Origin of the sequence: Hylemonella gracilis ATCC 19624 (genome assembly GCF_000211835.1) — a bacterium.
GTDB classification, from domain to species: Bacteria; Pseudomonadota; Gammaproteobacteria; order Burkholderiales; family Burkholderiaceae_C; genus Hylemonella; species Hylemonella gracilis.
In genome coordinates, this window is sequence record NZ_AEGR01000042.1 from 1 (window position 1) to 13,408 (window position 13,408).

The window sequence follows — 13,408 nt, forward strand, 5'->3', positions numbered from 1 at the left end:
CGGGCCTGGTGGACTTCGCCCTGGGCACGGACACCGGCGGCTCCACCCGCGTGCCCGCCAGTTACTGCGGCCTCTGGGGTCTGCGCAGCACGCACGGCCTGGTTTCGACTGCGGGACTCGTACCCCTGCACCCCAGCTTCGACACCGCCACCTGGCTGGCAGCCAAGAGCGACGTCTTCGAGCGCGTGGGCCGTGTGCTGCTGCCCGAAAGCGGCTACCGCCCACGCCGCCTGCTGCTGCCGCTGGACGCCTGGGAACTGGCCGACGACCTCTTCACCACGCCCCTGCACCGCGCGCGCGAGGCCCTGGCGCAACTGCTCGCCTGCGTGCCCGAGAACCTGCGCATCGCGGGCGAAGCCGGTCTGCCGGCCTGGCGTCAGACCTATGTGACCGCGGGCGCCTTTGAGGGCTGGCAGGTGCACGGCGCATGGATCACCGAAGCCAAGCCGACCTTCGCCCCCGCCATCGCAGGGCGCTGGCGCGCTGCGAGCCAGGTCAGCGCCGAGGCCGCCGAAGCCGCGCGCGCCATGCAAGCGCAAGTGCGCGCGCAGGTACGCGCGCTGCTGGGTGACGACGGCTTGCTGCTGCTGCCCTCGGCCGCCAGCCTGCCCCCGCTGCGCGACGCCGACCCGGCCGCCGTGGACACGGTGCGCCTGCGCACCATGGCCATCACCTGCATCGCGGGTCTGTGCGGCCTGCCACAGATCAGCCTGCCGGTGCGCACGGCCTCCGGTGATATGCTGGGCTTGTCCCTGCTCGGCCCCGCTGGCAGCGACCTCGCCTTGATCCGAATCGCACGCAGCCTGCATGCCCAAATCCACTGAGTCTCGCGCCCCCGCCAGCAAGGCAGGCACCCGCCGCGCCACGCGCACCGCTGGCGCCCCCACTGTCACCGTCAACGGTAAGGGCCGCAGCCCCGCCGCAGCCCCTGCGCTGGACCCGGACACCAGCGCAGACCAACTTGGCGAGGACAGCGCCGACATCGAGGCCCGCATCTACCAGGCCGTCTTCGACAGCGTGATGAGCCAGCGCCTCAAGCCCGGCACCAAGCTGCCCGAGGCCCCGCTGTGTGAACTCTTCCAGGTCAGCCGCTCGGTGGTGCGCAAAGTGCTGCAAAAGCTGGCGCATGACCACATCGTGCAGTTGCGCCCCAACCGGGGCGCCATCGTCGCCGTGCCCACGCGCGAGGAAACCCGCCAGATCTTCGAAGCCCGCCGTGCGCTGGAGGCTGCCGTGGTGCGCCTGGTGGCCGAACGCGCCAGCGCGCGCGACCTCAAAGGCCTGCGCGAACAGCTGCGCGCCGAACACGAGGCCATGCACCGCTTCGACCAGCCCGCCTGGGCCCGCCTGGCCAGCGCTTACCACCTGCGCCTGGCCGAACTGTCAGGCAACGACATCCTGCAGCGCTACCTGGCCGAAATCGTGTCGCGCTGTTCCCTCATCGTCGCCGTGCACCAACCGCCCGGCAACGCGGCCTGCGAACACGACGAACACGAACGCATCGTGGACTGCATCGCCCAGGGCGACGCCGAAGGCGCGGTGAAGCTCATGGACCAGCACCTGCGCGACCTGGAACAGCACTTGATGCTGGTGTCGCCGGGGGATGAGAAGAGCTTGGCGAAGTTGTTGGGCTTGGGGTAAGGCTGGCGCTCAAGAAGACGCCAACTCCGCTTTGACGCGCCAGGCATCAGGCGTTTCGTTGGTCGTTTCCTTCGCCATAGCTTTGGCCTGTTCAAGAGGGCGAACCTCCAGGGAAAGGCCGAAATCCAGGCAGGGGTTCTCGGCAGCCAGCGCTGCGGCTTCGTCCAGGCTGTCGGCAACGATGAACCAATAGCCGCCCACGAGTTCCTTGGCCTCCGCGAACGGACCATCGGTAACGCCTCGCGCTGTCACCAGCTTGCCGTCCATGTGCAACCTGCTGCCCTCCAGCATGCGGCCGGATACCAGATGGCCTTCGTACCACGCGTAGAACCGATCGATGGCTTGCTGGACGTCTTTTGGAGTCGCGGTTTCGTCCCACTTACCGCGTGAGATGACCAGGTACTGATGCTTCATCATGATGGAAAGATCAGGCGTTGGCGTTGCCGTTGCTGACCCATGAGTAGCGGTGAATATCAGTGCGACGCATCCAGCCCTGGCTTTCCCAGTAGGCTTGCGCGACTTCGTTCGTCCTGAAGACGTCGATGTGCGACTTGAAGATGCCCAAGTCCTCCAGGCTCGCCACGCAACGGCTGACGAGTGCGTTCGCAATACCTTGCCTTCGGTGCTCAGCGTGGACCACCAGATGCTGAAGGTAACCACGGCGGCCATCATGGCCGCACATGATGCACCCAATGACCCGCCCCCCATGCTCGGCCACGAAGCTTATACCGGGATTGCGCTCAAGGTATCGCGCAGTTGCTTCGCGCGAGTCGGCATCGCGCAAGGAAACACCCGGCGTGTCTTTCATCAGTTGAATGACCGACTCGTAGTCGCTGATTGTCATGGTGCGGAGGAATGCCATGCGAGCATCTTACGCAGGTGAATCGCACAAAATTTGATGGGTGCATCCGACCCATTGCGGTCGGTCGTGGTATTAGAAAAACAGTCGCGCAACATTCGATATAAGCAGCATCCAACAGAAAACTCTGCCAGCTTTTAGATGCCGGTTGATTGAAGGACTAGACGCCATACGTTGGAGATGGTTCAGGCATCTCAATATAGAAGGGCAGCGACAAGCTGAGATAACTTGGTGGGGTTGGCACATCTACGGTGTCCACAAGGGCCTGCAGTCGAGCATCCCCCAAGCTCCGCGCGAGGATCTCAATGATGAGCCACTGACCGAAGTCGCTTGCATCCCCGACGACCTTAGACAACTCCTCAAACACGGCGTGCGCTGCCTTCTCTGGATTGGAGGGGGCGATCTTTTCGTAAAGCGAAAAATTCATCAGTAGTTCGGCAAATTGATATAGCGAGTTGCCTACACTCGGATGCATGTAGATGGATAGCTCCTCACCTGGCAATTCAGTGGGCATCTCAGCGCCCGCGTGCTCGAGAGAGAAGTGAAAGGCCATTGTGTTGCGAATCGTGTTCGTAAGACTCTTCTTCCCGAAGTGCTGCTTGAGCGAAGCCAACGACTTGCATGCCGATTCGGGCAGGATACCTTGATACCGAGCCGATAACGGCGACTTGAGATACCCCTTCTGAACGAGCGCCCAGAATTCGCTCAACTTTCCGAAGAGTGTTCGAGCAAGGATCATTGCCTGTGCGAGTTCGGCTTGGACAACCCAAGTTGGGCCAGACGAGATGTGAGAGGAAATCGCTACGAGCTTGTTGAGAACGGTGATCTCGTTGATGGCGAATGCTAATGCAATTAGCAGTGGGCGCTCATCGTCTGGGATTGTTCGAAGATCACTAATACTAAATCGAATGCGATGTAGCTTCATGGCTTCTAACTTCAAATTTGACCGGTGCGATACCGTGGGGCATTTTTGGTCAACGACATGTTAGATATCGCTTCAATCACGTCTTTGACGTTGAATCGCCGCAGTCTTGCTAGTCACCCTCTACCTATTGCAGCAGTTGGGCCACTGGAAAATCGGACGCTGGCTGTTCGACATGAGCAGCCTAATACGGAACGTAGCGCTTGCGTGACACGTTAGCTCACAGAGTGTCAGTCCTCATTCGCGGCGATTGAGAGTACGCGCCCAACGCTGCCGCGACGCAAGGAAACATCGAAGGACTCGGCTAGGCATTCGAACGTGGTGTCATGAAACGAGAGTATGAAATGCTTGTACCGTGAAAAGCGCTCAGGTCGATGGTATGGATGAATTTGGTTCATTTTTTCAAGCGAGCGCAGCCAAGACGAATGAACTACCTCAAACGCGGCGTAGGGAGAAAGCCCACGTGAAGCTAAGGGATGAGAGGAGAAGGCTTCGTCATTAGGTGGACCAAACATGTGAGCGTAGACCATCGAGAACTTGACCACTGCACACAGATCATCGGAATCACCTACAGAAGGAGAAAGAGCCGTCGCACAAGCCCATTCAGAGGTGAGGCGGTCTTCTTCTAAGTAGAACGCGATGCGCAGCGAGTGCTCATCGGCTATGAGCATTGGACAAGGTGCGCCAATCGAGGACTGAGGCAGAGATGAGAGCTCGCGTGGATGGTCCTCACCGGATACGACATACATGAGATTTGCCTTTACATTGAGTTCAATGTCTCAACGAACCCCCCATAAAGCCCTAAGAGTACCGGTTCGGAAATCCCATTCACGGCAAGGCCAAACATTTTGAGGTCTTCGTCGTAAACAACCTTGTAGCCTTCCCCGGATTTGGGGCCTTCTTCGAAGACAAGCCACAGCTCTTCCGGGGTATTGTTCTGGTGGCTGTTCAGGAATCGTTGCTTTTTCGGATCGAGTAGACATTCCACTAAAGGGCGACCAGACCAAACGAACATGGAGCCCGCGTTTTTTAGGTCTTCCTCAATGAGGCGAATGATTTCCTGAGAAGTCATTTGGTGATGCGTAGGTGGTGTAGATTGCAAGAGTCGATTTTATGGACGCTTATCGCCTTGAACCATCCTCCGAACGAGGTATCAAATGACCGCTGTTGTTCGGTCAGATAGACGTCCGCTTCTGGCCGAATCCTGCCATCCCAAGATTGAAGTCGCGCCTTAGTGGCACCCGCCCTTGCGCCTTGCCGCATAACTTCAACTCTTGCCCGCCAGCAACTCCCTCACCTGCTGTAGCGCCCCCGGATCGTCCAGCGTGGTGAGGTCGCCCGGGTCGCGCCCTTCGGCCACGGCTTGGAGGGCGCGGCGCAGCAGCTTGCCGCTGCGGGTCTTGGGCAGCAGTTGGACCAGCAGCACGCGCGACGGACGCGCCACGGCGCCGAGTTGGCGATCCACCACCTGCATCAGTTCGCCCTCGAAGCGCAGGCGCGCTTGCGCCTCGCCCAGGCCGCTGGCGTCGCGCGCGACCACGAAGGCCAGGGCCACCTGGCCCTTGAGCGCGTCGGCCACGCCGACCACGGCCACCTCGGCCACATTGGTGTGGCTGGCGATGCATTCCTCGATCTCGCGCGTGCCCAGGCGGTGACCCGCCACGTTGATCACGTCGTCGGTGCGGCCGAGGATGAAGAAGTACCCATCCTGGTCGCGCACGCCCCAGTCGAAGGTGCTGTAGATCAGCCGACCGGGAATGCTCTTCCAGTAGGTGTTGACGAAGCGCGCGTCATCGCGCCAGACGGTCTGCATGCAGCCCGGCGGCAAGGGGCCTTCGATGGCGAGCACGCCTTTTTGGTCTGGCCCGGTCAGTTCCTCGCCCGTGCTTTCGCTGATGAGCTTGACGTCGTAGCCGTACATGGGCACGCCGGGGCTGCCGAATTTGCCGGGTGTTTTTTCAACGCCGTTGGCGATGCTGAGGATGGGCCAGCCGGTCTCGGTCTGCCAGTAGTTGTCGATGATGGGCACGTGCAGGGCATCGCTGATCCACTGCGCGGTGGGCTCGTCCAGCGGCTCACCCGCGAGGTAGAGCGCCTTGAGGCTGGAGAGGTCGTGGCGCTTCAAGTAGACCGGGTCTTGCTTCTTGAGCACGCGCACGGCCGTGGGCGCGGAGAACATGCGCGTGACCTTGTACTTCTCGACCAGTCGCCACCAGATGCCGGGGTCGGGTTGGCCGTCCATGCCACGGATGGGCAAGCCCTCGTAGAGGATGGTGGCCATGCCCGCGATCAGCGGGCCGTAGACGATGTAGCTGTGACCCACGACCCAGCCGATGTCGCTGGTCGAGAAATAGGTTTCACCCGCCTGGCCTTCGTAGATGTACTTCATGCTGGCTGCCAGGGCCACGGCGTAACCGCCCGTGTCGCGCTGCACGCCTTTCGGCTTGCCCGTGGTGCCGCTGGTGTAGAGCGTGTAACTGGTGTGGGTGGCGTCGACCCAGACCACGGGCACGGGGGTGTACAGGTGCTGTTCACGCAGCGCGCTCCAGAGCTGGTCGCGCCCGGGCACCAGGGGCATGGGCGCGAGCTGCCGGTCCACCAGCAAGACCGAGGCCGGCTGGTGGCGGGACTGGCGCAGGGCCTCGTCCAGCAGGGGCTTGTAGGCAGTGACCTTGCCGCCGCGTGAACCCGCGTCCGCGCTGACGATGACCTTGGGCTCGGCATCGTCAATGCGCGTGGCCAGGGAGCCCGAGGCGAAACCGCCAAAGACCACCGAGTGGATGGCGCCGATGCGCGCGCAGGCCAGCATGGCAAAGACGGCCTCGGGAATCATCGGCATGTAGATCAGCACCCGATCACCCTGGGTCACACCCAGACTCAACAAGGCGGCGGCCATGCGCTGGACTTCCAGGTGCAGGTCGGCGAAGGTGTAGACCTGTTCCCGCCCGGTCTCGGTGCTGACGGCGATCAGGGCGGGCTGCTGGGCCCGGTCCTTCAGGTGGCGGTCCACCGCGTTGTGGCAGAGGTTGGTCGTGCCGCCGACGAACCACTTGGCGAATGGCGGCTTGCTGTAGTCGCAGATCTGCCGGGGCGGGGTCTGCCAGTCAATCAGCCCGGCCTGCTCGGCCCAGAAGGCGTCGCGCTGGGTGATGGAGCGCTGATGGAAAGCCGCATAGCTGGATGAGGCCTGGCTGCGCGTGCTGGACATGGTTGGTATCTCCTCGAATATTTATGGTTGGCAATCCGGCTGATAATTATTGGTCCAGGACTTGCAGCAGACTGACACTCCATTCCCCTACCCATGCTGCGCAGCCCCATCAAACATTGCCGCCACTGCGGCACCCTCGTGGTCTACCGCATTCCCGACGACGGCGACACGCGCGAACGCGCCGTCTGCCCCGCCTGCGGCACCATCCACTACGAAAACCCGCTCAACGTGGTGGGCACGATTCCCGTGATGGACGGCAAGGTGCTGCTGTGCAAGCGCAACATCGAGCCCCGTCGCAACAAGTGGACCCTGCCCGCCGGTTTCTTGGAACTGGGGGAAACAGCGGCTGAAGGCGCGGCCCGAGAGACGGACGAGGAAGCCGGCGCCCAGATCGAGATGCAGGGGCTCTACACCATCATCAGCGTGCCCCGGGTCGGGCAGGTGCATCTGTTCTACCGTGCCCGGCTTTTGAGCACGCACCTTGCGCCGGGGCCGGAAACCGTGGAAGCGCGCCTGTTCGCGGAGCACGAGATTCCCTGGGAGGAGATTGCCTTCCGCACCGTCAGCGAGACGCTGAAGCTTTACTTCGCCGACAGCCAGGCCCACGCAAACAGTCCGCGCGCTGAGCCTTACCCGGTGCGCGACTTCAGCCTGGGCTGAATTGATGTTTTCCCTTGCGGCCTGCAGTCCTTGTTTCTCCCGACTTTACAAACCACGAAATCGGAGTAGATTGCTTCTCACGCCGCACGCATGGGCCATGCGCAGGCGATGCATATGCGGCGCCAGTGGAGGCTTGTTGCCCCATTGACCGTTACCGACGGAGACCGCCATGAACAAGAAATACGAAGAGCATTTTTGGGATGTAGACCTGGTCGTCCTGTTCAAGGACTGGTTTTCACAGATCGGCCTGTTTGTGCTGATGGCCGTCACATTCCTTGGTATCGGCCTGCCCCTCTTTATCTCGGTCTTGGTTCTGTGGTATCTTGCAGGCTTCCCGACTGTCAATTTCTGAGTCAAGCCGGGTGCGCGAGGGCAAAGGTCGGCCCAGCGCACAATCATCAACCTTGTTTTTGCGTGATCCAACGTGTCCAACGCTGAACAACCCGCTGCCGTCCTGCCGCTTTTTCGCCCAGGCACCCAAGTGATGTACCACGGCAAACCCGAGGTGGTGGATCACATCATCATCCAGCGTTACGACCTGCTGGTCCACCTCAAAGAGGCCAACATCTCGGTGAATGCGGACAAGGTCGAGCTGGAGCCTACCCGTATTCCCCTCAGTCGCACGCACTGACCGAGCTCTCGGGCCGAGGCTGATCGCCTCCGTCGCCCTGCTGCTTAGGCAGCCTTCCTCACCAATCTCCTGACAGCAATTCGCGGATCGCGATGAGTTCGCGCCGCAGTTGCCGCATTTGCGCTGGCGCCGCTGTACCCATGGGGGCGAAAGGCTCCCTGGGGATGGCGCTGGAATTGACCGGGCCAAGGCCGGCAGAGACCACCATGCCAGAGGCTGCCGGGCGGGCTGCCTCAGCAACCACGACAGCCGAGCGCTGCGCATCATCCGCCGAACCCCACGCTGCAGCAGTGGCAGAGGCCTCGGCAAGCGACTCCGCCGTGTCTAGGGTGGCGTCGACTTCTGCGGGGTCAAAGGCGAGATCCGCTCCGCGCTTCTTCTCGCGCTCCACCGCCAGGAGCTCTTGCATCTTGTTGCGCGCGCCGCTGATGGTGAAGCCCTGGTCGTAGAGCAGATCCCGAATGCGGCGGATCATCAGCACCTCGTGGTGCTGGTAATAACGGCGATTGCCGCGCCGTTTCATGGGGCGCAGCTGCGTGAACTCCTGCTCCCAATAGCGCAGCACATGCGGCTTGACCCCGCACAACTCACCGACCTCGCCGATGGTGAAGTAGCGCTTGGCGGGGATGGGCGGTAGCGGTGACTCCATGAAATCGCAGGTCTGTGGCTGAATGTGTGAAAAGGCGTGGACCGTGACGGTAACCCAAATCCCGCGGCTTTCCAAGCCAGGGACCGCGGGACTTCACGCCTTGGCTTCAGCTGTCGGTCCAGGCCTGGATCTGTTCCTTGAGTTTGTGACTGGCGTGGAAGGTCACCACCTTGCGCGCCTCGATGGGAATCGCCTCGCCGGTGCGAGGATTGCGCCCAGGACGCGCCGCCTTGGTGCGGATTTGGAAGTTGCCGAAACCAGAAATCTTCACGTCCTGCCCCTCCGTGAGGCGCTCGGCGATCAGATCAAAAAAGGCATCGATCATGTCCTTGGACTCGCGCTTGTTCAGGCCGATCTGCTCGAAGAGCAATTCGGCCAGATGCGCCTTGGTCAAGGCAGGGGTTTCCAGGCTTTCGACGGCAATGTCCATGATGATCCTTCGCCCTTCTGCTTCCAATCGCTGAAACCGTTCAGGCCCGCAGACGCGCACTGAGCTGCTGCTGCAAGGAGGCCAGCACGGCCTGCACGGCGGTGTCCACCTGCTCATCGGTCAATGTGGCTTCCGTGTCGCTGAAGGTCAAGCGCACGGCCAAGCTCTTTTCATTGTCCGCCAATCCGGCCGACATTTGCCCCGGCTTGGCCCGGTAGATGTCGAACAATACCGCGTCGCGCAGCAAGCCCGCCGTGGGCGCGGCCTGAATGGCACGCATCAGCGCGGCATGCGTCACGTCCTGGGCGACGATGATGGCCAAATCGCGCTCCACCGCCTGGAATTTGCTCATGGGCCGCAGCGCGGGCACGTCGCGGGCCTGCACGGCGTCGAGCGCCAGTTCGAACAGCACGGGCGTCATGGACAGCTCGTAGGCCTGCTTCCAGCGCGGATGCAGTTCGCCCACAAAGCCGATCGGTTCCAGGCCTCGCGCGCTTTTGAGCAGCACGCGCGCGCTGCGCCCAGGGTGCAAGGCCGGATGCTCGGCAGGTTCGAACACCGCCTGACGCGGAGCCAACAAGGCTTCCACCTCGCCTTTCACGTCATAGAAATCGACTGGACGCGTCGCACCACTCCATTGCAGGCCATCCACCGGACCGGCCGCCAGGCCCGCCAGGCGCATGGGCTGATCGAAGCCGGCCACGCTGACGTGGCTGTCCTGCACGCTGGCGTCGCGCATGAAGACGCGGCCCAGTTCGAACACGCGCACGCGCGGGGCCTTGCGGTCCAGGTTGAACTTGAGCACCTGCAGCAGCGAACCCAGCAGCGACGAGCGCATCACGCTCATCTGGCTGGCGATGGGATTGAGCAACTTGATGGGCTGGCTGTTGCCCGCGAGTTCACGCTCCCAGCGCTCCTCGACGAAACTGTAGTTGATGGTCTCCTGATAACCCAGCACGGCCAACAAGCGACGCACCGCGTGCGGGCTGCGCTGCGCCTCGGGCCGCTGCTGCGGCGTTACCGGGGCCTGCGGCGGTGTGTGCGGCAGGTGCTCGTAACCGATCAAGCGAGCCACCTCCTCGATCAGGTCCTCTTCGAGCTGCAAGTCAAAGCGGTACAGCGGGGGCGTCACCGTGATGACGCCCTCGCCTTCCACCAAGGACAGGCCTAGACGCTTGAGGGCATCCACGCACTGGGCCTGGGTCAGCGGCATGCCAATCACCTTGGCCGCGCGCGCCACGCGCAGGCGCACGGGCTGGGCCACCGGCATGCGGGGCTGCTGGTCGTCGATGGGGCCGCAGACGGTTTCGGGCGTGCCGCAGATCTCGACGATGAGCTGAGTGATGCGCTCGATGTGCGCGACGGTCAACTCCGGGTCCACGCCGCGCTCGAAGCGGTGGCCAGCATCGGTGGCGAAGTTGTAGCGCCGCGAGCGGCCAGCGATGGCCTTGGGCCACCAGAAGGCAGCCTCCACGTACACATTCTTGGTGTCGTCCGACACGGCGGTCGCGTCACCACCCATGATGCCGGCCAGGGATTCCAGGGCCTGGTCGTCGGCGATCACGCCAACCTCGCCGTCCACGGTCACGGTGTTGCCGTTGAGCAGCTTGAGCTGTTCGCCAGGCCTGCCCCAGCGCACGTCCATGGCGCCATGGATCTTGTCCAGGTCGAAGATGTGGCTGGGCCGACCGTATTCGAACATCACGTAGTTCGAGATGTCCACCAGGGCCGTGACGCTGCGCTGACCGCAACGCGCGAGGCGGTCGACCATCCACTGCGGCGTGGCCGCCTTGGTGTTGACGTTGCGCACGATGCGGCCCGAGAACCGTCCACAAAGGTCGGGCGCGCTGACCTTCACCGGCTGCACGTCTTGGATCTTCGGCACCACCGCGGCGATGACCGGGGTCTTGAGCGGTGCGCCGGTCAACGCGGCGACTTCGCGCGCCACGCCGTAGACGCTGAGGCAATGTGCCAGGTTGGGCGTGAGCTTGAGCGTGAACAGCATGTCGTCCAGCTTCAGGTACTCCCGGATGTCCTGGCCCAGGGGCGCGTCGGCGGGCAGCTCCAGCAAGCCGCCGTGATCCTGCGAAAGCTTGAGCTCGCGCGCCGAGCACAGCATGCCCTGGCTTTCCACGCCACGCAGCTTGCCCAGCTTGATCTGGAAAGGTTTGCCATCGCCATCATCGGCGGGCGGAAGTTCAGCGCCGACCAGGGCGCAGGGGATCTTGATGCCCGCGCGGGCGTTGGGCGCGCCGCAGACGATGTTCAGTAGCGTGCCCTGCCCAGCAGATCCGATGTCAACTTGGCAGATACGCAGACGGTCGGCGTTGGGGTGCTGAACCGCTTCCTTGATTTCGGCCACCACCACCTTGGTGAAGGGCGGCGCGACAGGGGTCAGTTCCTCCACTTCCAGGCCGGCCATGGTCAGTGTATCGGCCAATTGCTGGGTGGAAAGCGGCGGGTTGCAGAACTCGCGCAACCAGGATTCGGGGAATTGCATGGACTTATCTCAATCGTGGGCGGGAACGAGCAGCTTCATTGGAACTGGCGCAGGAAGCGCAGGTCACCGTCGAAGAACAGGCGCAGGTCATTCACGCCATAGCGCAGCATGGTGAAGCGGTCCAGGCCCATGCCGAAGGCAAAGCCGATGTAGCGCTCGGGGTCCAGGCCCATGTTGCGCACCACGTTCGGATGCACCTGGCCAGAACCGGCCACCTCCAGCCAGCGACCGGCCAGGGGGCCGTGCTGGAACTGGATGTCGATCTCCGCGCTGGGTTCGGTGAAGGGGAAGAAGCTGGGGCGGAAACGCAGCACCAGGTCATCGCTTTCGAAGAAGGTGCGGCAGAACTCGGTGAACAGGTACTTGAGGTCTTTGAAGCTCACGTTCTCGCCGATCCACAGGCCCTCGCACTGGTGGAACATGGGCGAGTGGGTAGCGTCGCTGTCCACGCGATAGGTGCGGCCGGGGGCGATCACGCGGATTTCGGGCATGGGCTGATCGGCTGCACGCCGACCCGCCTGCTTCGCGGCCTCATGCGCGGCGACGTGCTGGAGGGCGTGGCGCACTTGAACAGGGCTGGTGTGGGTGCGCAGCAGATTCGGCGCCTTGGCATCCGTCACGCCGTTCGCACCTTCCACGTAGAAGGTGTCATGCATGGAGCGCGCGGGATGGTCCTCGGGCGTGTTGAGCGCGGTGAAGTTGTACCAGTCGGCCTCGATTTCCGGGCCCTGGGCCACGGCGAAGCCCATGGAAGCAAAGATGGACTCGATGCGTTCGGTCGTGAGCGACACAGGGTGCAGCCCGCCCCCCATGCCGGCAGCACCGCCGCCGCGCACGCGACCCGGCAAGGTCACGTCCAGCGCGTCGGCCTTCAGTTGCGCGGCTAGTTCAGCATCGGCCAGCGCCTGACGACGGGCATTGAGAGCGGTCTCGATGGCCTGCTTGGCTTGGTTGATGGCAGCGCCGCGCGTCTTCTTCTCGTCCACGGACAAGGCGGCCATGCCCTTCATCAATTCGGTGATCTGACCAGCCTTGCCGAGAAAACGCGCCTTGGCGTTCTCAAGATCGGCGGGGGTGATGGCCTGCGCGAAGGCGTCTCGCGCGCTGCCAACGATGGCGCCAAGGTCGGCCGGAATGTCGCTCATGATGGGATGTAAAAGCTAGGGGGAAACGGAAAAGAAAAAGGGCCAAAGCTTATTCAAGCTCCAGCCCTTGTTTCCTGAACCGCGCAGCCCGGTCTGGAACCAGGCGGCACAGCGCATGCAGATCAAGCAGCCAGCTTGGCCTTGACTTTCTCCACGATGCCGGCAAAAGCCGCCATGTCGTTGACGGCGATGTCGGCCAGCACCTTGCGGTCGATCTCGATCTGGGCCTTCTTCAGGCCATTGGCGAACTGGCTGTAGGTCAGACCGCATTGACGCGCAGCGGCGTTGATACGGGCAATCCACAGCTGACGGAAGACGCGCTTCTTGGCACGGCGGTCACGGTAGGCGTACTGGCCCGCCTTCATCACCGCTTCCTTGGCAATGCGGAACACATTGCCGCGGCGACCGCGGAAACCCTTGGCGAGGTTCAGGACTTTCTTGTGACGGGCACGGGCCGTTACACCACGTTTGACGCGAGGCATGTTCTAACTCCTTGTTCGTCGTTGATTACAGGCCTTGGCCGGGCAGCATCTGCGCCATGTGACCCATGTTGGTCGCATGCACATTGACCGCACCGCGCAGGTGGCGCTTGTTCTTGGTGGTCTTCTTGGTCAGGATGTGACGCTTGAAGGCTTGACCGCGCTTGACGGTACCACCGGGACGAACGCGGAAGCGTTTCTTCGCCGCGCTCTTGGTCTTCATCTTGGGCATTTTCATGCTCCTATTGCTTTGTGCTCGTGAGGCGCTGCAAAAACCGATGCAG

Annotated in this window: 16 protein-coding genes and 1 pseudogene; 5 read left to right on the top strand and 12 right to left on the bottom strand. The window is 62.6% G+C overall.

The genetic code is table 11. From position 1 onward, the window contains the following. A partial coding sequence (locus HGR_RS04045) for an amidase family protein (RefSeq protein WP_006296812.1) occupies nucleotides 1-824 on the top strand: 824 nt, incomplete at its 5' end. Then, nucleotides 808-1,641, top strand: a complete 834-nt coding sequence (locus HGR_RS04050; RefSeq protein ID WP_006296813.1) for a GntR family transcriptional regulator — start codon at nucleotides 808-810, stop codon at nucleotides 1,639-1,641. The genes HGR_RS04045 and HGR_RS04050, both read left to right, overlap by 17 nt. A 9-nt stretch (nucleotides 1,642-1,650) precedes the next feature. Here HGR_RS04050 and HGR_RS04055 read toward each other — a convergent pair whose 3' ends face one another. The 6 genes from HGR_RS04055 to HGR_RS04075 all read right to left on the bottom strand — a co-directional run bounded on the left by HGR_RS04055 (nucleotide 1,651) and on the right by HGR_RS04075 (nucleotide 6,630). After that, nucleotides 1,651-2,058, bottom strand: coding sequence for a YciI family protein (locus HGR_RS04055; protein WP_006296814.1), 408 nt, complete (start codon nucleotides 2,056-2,058; stop codon nucleotides 1,651-1,653). Nucleotides 2,059-2,068: 10 nt separating this feature from the next. Beyond that, entirely contained in the window at nucleotides 2,069-2,485 is a 417-nt protein-coding gene (locus HGR_RS04060) for a GNAT family N-acetyltransferase (RefSeq protein ID WP_237701367.1), read from the bottom strand. Between the two features lie 175 nt (nucleotides 2,486-2,660). Then, nucleotides 2,661-3,425, bottom strand: a complete 765-nt coding sequence (locus HGR_RS04065) for a hypothetical protein (RefSeq protein WP_006296816.1) — start codon at nucleotides 3,423-3,425, stop codon at nucleotides 2,661-2,663. Nucleotides 3,426-3,652: 227 nt separating this feature from the next. Next, entirely contained in the window at nucleotides 3,653-4,171 is a 519-nt protein-coding gene (locus HGR_RS17215) for a hypothetical protein (RefSeq protein WP_165493107.1), read from the bottom strand. Nucleotides 4,172-4,182: 11 nt separating this feature from the next. Beyond that, complete coding sequence (locus HGR_RS04070; RefSeq protein ID WP_006296817.1) at nucleotides 4,183-4,494, bottom strand: hypothetical protein; 312 nt, start codon at nucleotides 4,492-4,494, stop codon at nucleotides 4,183-4,185. Nucleotides 4,495-4,689: 195 nt separating this feature from the next. Beyond that, nucleotides 4,690-6,630, bottom strand: a complete 1,941-nt coding sequence (locus HGR_RS04075; protein WP_006296818.1) for a propionate--CoA ligase — start codon at nucleotides 6,628-6,630, stop codon at nucleotides 4,690-4,692. Nucleotides 6,631-6,723: 93 nt separating this feature from the next. Between HGR_RS04075 and HGR_RS04080 the strand changes: the two genes are divergently transcribed. The 3 genes from HGR_RS04080 to HGR_RS17505 all read left to right on the top strand — a co-directional run bounded on the left by HGR_RS04080 (nucleotide 6,724) and on the right by HGR_RS17505 (nucleotide 7,921). Beyond that, nucleotides 6,724-7,290 (top strand): NUDIX hydrolase, encoded by a 567-nt coding sequence (locus HGR_RS04080; protein WP_006296819.1) that lies wholly within the window; start codon nucleotides 6,724-6,726, stop codon nucleotides 7,288-7,290. Nucleotides 7,291-7,459: 169 nt separating this feature from the next. Further along, on the top strand, nucleotides 7,460-7,642 hold the full coding sequence (locus HGR_RS04085) for a hypothetical protein (RefSeq protein ID WP_006296820.1): 183 nt from the start codon (nucleotides 7,460-7,462) through the stop codon (nucleotides 7,640-7,642). Between the two features lie 132 nt (nucleotides 7,643-7,774). Further along, nucleotides 7,775-7,921: a hypothetical protein gene (locus HGR_RS17505; RefSeq protein ID WP_006296821.1), complete on the top strand. Its 147-nt coding sequence runs from the start codon at nucleotides 7,775-7,777 to the stop codon at nucleotides 7,919-7,921. A 381-nt stretch (nucleotides 7,922-8,302) separates the two neighbouring features. Here the strand turns inward: HGR_RS17505 and HGR_RS16990 are convergent. The 6 genes and pseudogenes from HGR_RS16990 to rpmI form a co-directional block, all read right to left on the bottom strand. Beyond that, nucleotides 8,303-8,570: pseudogene (locus HGR_RS16990) on the bottom strand (MerR family transcriptional regulator); the annotation flags it as partial. Nucleotides 8,571-8,676: 106 nt separating this feature from the next. Further along, on the bottom strand, nucleotides 8,677-9,000 hold the full coding sequence (locus tag HGR_RS04095) for an integration host factor subunit alpha (protein ID WP_006296823.1): 324 nt from the start codon (nucleotides 8,998-9,000) through the stop codon (nucleotides 8,677-8,679). Between the two features lie 40 nt (nucleotides 9,001-9,040). Continuing rightward, nucleotides 9,041-11,500 carry a phenylalanine--tRNA ligase subunit beta gene (gene pheT, locus HGR_RS04100; RefSeq protein ID WP_006296825.1) on the bottom strand — a complete coding sequence of 820 codons (2,460 nt, stop codon included), beginning with the start codon at nucleotides 11,498-11,500 and terminating at the stop codon, nucleotides 9,041-9,043. Between the two features lie 35 nt (nucleotides 11,501-11,535). Further along, complete coding sequence (pheS, locus tag HGR_RS04105) at nucleotides 11,536-12,645, bottom strand: phenylalanine--tRNA ligase subunit alpha (RefSeq protein WP_006296827.1); 1,110 nt, start codon at nucleotides 12,643-12,645, stop codon at nucleotides 11,536-11,538. Nucleotides 12,646-12,767: 122 nt separating this feature from the next. Beyond that, the gene (gene rplT / locus HGR_RS04110; RefSeq protein WP_006296828.1) at nucleotides 12,768-13,127 is read right to left on the bottom strand and encodes a 50S ribosomal protein L20; all 360 of its coding nucleotides are present in this window, start codon (nucleotides 13,125-13,127) and stop codon (nucleotides 12,768-12,770) included. 25 nt (nucleotides 13,128-13,152) lie between these two features. Next, nucleotides 13,153-13,356: a 50S ribosomal protein L35 gene (gene rpmI, locus HGR_RS04115; RefSeq protein WP_006296830.1), complete on the bottom strand. Its 204-nt coding sequence runs from the start codon at nucleotides 13,354-13,356 to the stop codon at nucleotides 13,153-13,155. Nucleotides 13,357-13,408: the final 52 nt, after the last annotated feature.

What these genes read in the sequence shown, in the direction of transcription:
- pheT (WP_006296825.1), bottom strand. Translation starts at nt 11,500, where the DNA reads ATGCAATTCCCCGAATCCTGGTTGCGCGAGTTCTGCAACCCGCCGCTT.
- HGR_RS04070 (WP_006296817.1), bottom strand. Translation starts at nt 4,494, where the DNA reads ATGACTTCTCAGGAAATCATTCGCCTCATTGAGGAAGACCTAAAAAAC.
- HGR_RS04075 (WP_006296818.1), bottom strand. Translation starts at nt 6,630, where the DNA reads ATGTCCAGCACGCGCAGCCAGGCCTCATCCAGCTATGCGGCTTTCCAT.
- HGR_RS04065 (WP_006296816.1), bottom strand. Translation starts at nt 3,425, where the DNA reads ATGAAGCTACATCGCATTCGATTTAGTATTAGTGATCTTCGAACAATC.
- pheS (WP_006296827.1), bottom strand. Translation starts at nt 12,645, where the DNA reads ATGAGCGACATTCCGGCCGACCTTGGCGCCATCGTTGGCAGCGCGCGA.
- HGR_RS17215 (WP_165493107.1), bottom strand. Translation starts at nt 4,171, where the DNA reads ATGTATGTCGTATCCGGTGAGGACCATCCACGCGAGCTCTCATCTCTG.
- HGR_RS04095 (WP_006296823.1), bottom strand. Translation starts at nt 9,000, where the DNA reads ATGGACATTGCCGTCGAAAGCCTGGAAACCCCTGCCTTGACCAAGGCG.
- HGR_RS04085 (WP_006296820.1), top strand. Translation starts at nt 7,460, where the DNA reads ATGAACAAGAAATACGAAGAGCATTTTTGGGATGTAGACCTGGTCGTC.
- rplT (WP_006296828.1), bottom strand. Translation starts at nt 13,127, where the DNA reads ATGCCTCGCGTCAAACGTGGTGTAACGGCCCGTGCCCGTCACAAGAAA.
- rpmI (WP_006296830.1), bottom strand. Translation starts at nt 13,356, where the DNA reads ATGCCCAAGATGAAGACCAAGAGCGCGGCGAAGAAACGCTTCCGCGTT.
- HGR_RS04050 (WP_006296813.1), top strand. Translation starts at nt 808, where the DNA reads ATGCCCAAATCCACTGAGTCTCGCGCCCCCGCCAGCAAGGCAGGCACC.
- HGR_RS04080 (WP_006296819.1), top strand. Translation starts at nt 6,724, where the DNA reads ATGCTGCGCAGCCCCATCAAACATTGCCGCCACTGCGGCACCCTCGTG.
- HGR_RS04055 (WP_006296814.1), bottom strand. Translation starts at nt 2,058, where the DNA reads ATGATGAAGCATCAGTACCTGGTCATCTCACGCGGTAAGTGGGACGAA.
- HGR_RS04060 (WP_237701367.1), bottom strand. Translation starts at nt 2,485, where the DNA reads ATGACAATCAGCGACTACGAGTCGGTCATTCAACTGATGAAAGACACG.
- HGR_RS17505 (WP_006296821.1), top strand. Translation starts at nt 7,775, where the DNA reads ATGTACCACGGCAAACCCGAGGTGGTGGATCACATCATCATCCAGCGT.